This is a genomic window from Mesorhizobium sp. M7A.F.Ca.CA.002.04.1.1 (assembly GCF_004022805.1).
GTDB classification, from domain to species: Bacteria; Pseudomonadota; Alphaproteobacteria; order Rhizobiales; family Rhizobiaceae; genus Mesorhizobium; species Mesorhizobium ciceri.
Genome location: NZ_RZPL01000810.1, coordinates 1 through 2,402 on the forward strand (window position 1 = coordinate 1; position 2,402 = coordinate 2,402).

The following is a 2,402-nucleotide window of genomic DNA, read 5'->3' on the forward strand; positions in this document are numbered from 1 at the left end:
GCCGCTCGGTGCAATGCAAGGCAATCTGTCGCTGGCCGCCGCATCCGCAGCCGGCCCGGAACTGGCCATCCTCGGCGTGTTCTCCACTGCGATTGCCTTCGGCATACAGACGGTTGCCCTCCGCTTTACGCCGGCCAGCCACGCCGCCGTGATCGTCAGCGCAGAAAGCGTTTTCGGGGCGCTGGGCGCGGCAATCTTTCTCGGCGAGCGGAGCTCGTCCGCGAGCGTCTTGGGTGCCGGCATCATCCTGGGTGCGATCCTGTCCGTTGCAATGTCGAACCGAGCGCTGCAGGCACGCACGTCCTTGCGAACCGCTTCGGTTCAATCCTTCGACGCGGCCCCTGCCTTTGCAACTGCGTCCGCAAATCGGGCGGGCGATCGTCATCCCAACAATTCAGGTCCAGTGGAGGAATGTGATGGCCCTTGCCGGTGATGCGAAACGTATTCCAGACCCGGCCGGACTTGTCGCGGGGGCGCAGTGATGGATGCGCGGACAATCCTTCTTCCGGTCGCACATTTGGTATCGGCGCTTCGCGCCCGCATGAAGGGACCGGGTGGCTACTACAACAGCGGCAATGCGCTCGGCCTCATTGTCGGTCTGGCGATCCAGATTGCCACCGCGCCGGTCGGCTTGCATGAGGGAAGCAGCGTCACCATGGCGGTGATCGAATATTTCGCTGGCAGCCATGGCACTGTTGCGCTGACCTTGACCACCCTGGTCTTCTTCTGGGGCGGCGAGGCCTATCACCGGGCCTGGGCAAGGCCGGATGCTCCCGATCCCGCCCTCAACCGTCTAGGCGACTTCCTGTCGGGCCTGGGTGCGATCGGGCTCGGCATTGCCCTGTTGCTGCTCGGCGATCCATTGCTTGCGGCGACCTCCGGCCTGCTGCATGCGCTGGGCAAATTCGGCAGCACCTTCCACAGGCCCGGCACGCCAATTCCGATCTGGCCGGCCGCTTGGCCCGATCCGTTCCGCAGTGCGGTGCTCGCCAGCCGGTTGCCGGCAATGCTGGCGACGACAGTGGCCCTCGCCCGCGCTTTGCCTGAGGTCTGGTGGAGCGGCTCCTTCGCGGCCCTCGCCATGCCACTGACCTTGCTCGGCTGTTATCTCTTGTGGACCAAGGCCGATCTGCTGCTCTTCGGCGTGGGCACCAAGGCCACCCGCCAGATTTCCACATGTTGAACCCGCTTTTTGAAACGACCGGATGTCGAGATGGAGAATGACATGTTTGGCAGTGTGTATCATCAGGACGCCGGCCCCCCATCCTTTCGCAAACTGGTGCGGGCGACAGGCTGGGGCAGTCTCCTGACGCCGGCCGGTTCAATCTCGAGAGTGACAGGAATACTTGCAGCTTCGCTGTTTTGGGGGGCCTCGGCCCATGCCGCGAACGTTGACGTCGCCATCGTGTTCGCGGTCGACTTTTCGTCATCCATCGATCCGAAGATCGCCGATATGCAACGCGAGGGACATGCCGCGGCACTCACCTCGCCAGAGATCATCGCCGCCATCAGCCGGAATTATATTGGTTGCATCGGCGTTGCCTATTTTGAGTGGTCGAGCCCCGGACACGCGCGCGTCGTGCTGCCGTGGACAAGCATCTGCGGACTGGAAGATGCCGAAGCGGCGGCTGCGGTGATCAGCAGGAAAGGCGATACCGGCTTCATCCGCAGAGGGCGTGGCGGAACATCCGTCTCCTCGGCTATCGACATCGGCAGTCTCCTGCTCGACCAGTTCCCGGGAAAGGCCGCAAAGAAAGTCATCGATATCTCCTCCAATGGCGAGAACAACGACGGGCTTCCCGTCCAGCCGAGCAGGTCGAACGCCATAGCCAAGGGATATACGATCAATGCCATCGCCATCCCGACGGAGGATGAGAATCCCGACCAACCTCTGGCATCCTATTTTGCCAAATCGGTCATTGGCGGTTCCCAGGCCTTCGTCATGACGCCGAAGGGGCCAGACGACTACACCATGGCGCTTCGCCGCAAGCTCGTGACTGAAGTAAGCATGAACGACGACCGTCCGCTGTGAAAGTGCGCCATGTAGGACGAACTTTCGAGGCCCCATCCCGGAGCGCATTGCACAACGAGATCCCCGCGCCGCTGCAGCGCGAGACCTTGTAGGACCGTCAGGACAACAGCCTATCGCCGCAATGCGTGCACGCTTGCCTTGCCTTCGCCGCCTACCGGCAAAGCCATGTCATCGTCGAGAAGGCGCGTGATGCGGGCAAAGCCGGTGAACGCTTTCCTTGCTTCCTCGGCCGACATCTGGCCCGACAAGGCGGCCGAGCAACAGTTCAGCGCGCACTGATAAACCGGACCGCGCCGTCCCGTTGGCCATTTCCGCAAGAACATCATGGCTTCGGCAACACTATCGATTTCTTCCGCAGGGTGTCCTTGCC

The 2,402-nt window shown here is 62.4% G+C and carries 4 protein-coding genes; 3 read left to right on the forward strand and 1 reads right to left on the reverse strand.

Annotation, left to right across the window (positions count from 1 at the left end; genetic code table 11):
- Nucleotides 1-13 precede the first annotated feature (13 nt).
- The 3 genes from ENZ75_RS28785 (at nucleotide 14) to ENZ75_RS28795 (ending at nucleotide 2,032) form a co-directional block, all read left to right on the forward strand.
- The gene (locus tag ENZ75_RS28785) at nucleotides 14-433 is read left to right on the forward strand and encodes a DMT family transporter (protein ID WP_245481273.1); all 420 of its coding nucleotides are present in this window, start codon (nucleotides 14-16) and stop codon (nucleotides 431-433) included.
- 108 nt (nucleotides 434-541) lie between these two features.
- A complete protein-coding gene (locus ENZ75_RS28790) occupies nucleotides 542-1,183 on the forward strand; it encodes a hypothetical protein (protein WP_245462583.1) in 642 nt (213 codons plus the stop codon).
- Between the two features lie 42 nt (nucleotides 1,184-1,225).
- Entirely contained in the window at nucleotides 1,226-2,032 is an 807-nt protein-coding gene (locus ENZ75_RS28795) for a DUF1194 domain-containing protein (RefSeq protein ID WP_063170236.1), read from the forward strand.
- Nucleotides 2,033-2,142: 110 nt separating this feature from the next.
- On the opposite strand, the gene ENZ75_RS28800 is transcribed toward ENZ75_RS28795, so the two are convergent.
- On the reverse strand, nucleotides 2,143-2,402 hold a 260-nt coding region (locus ENZ75_RS28800), incomplete at its 5' end, for a DUF982 domain-containing protein (RefSeq protein WP_164888078.1).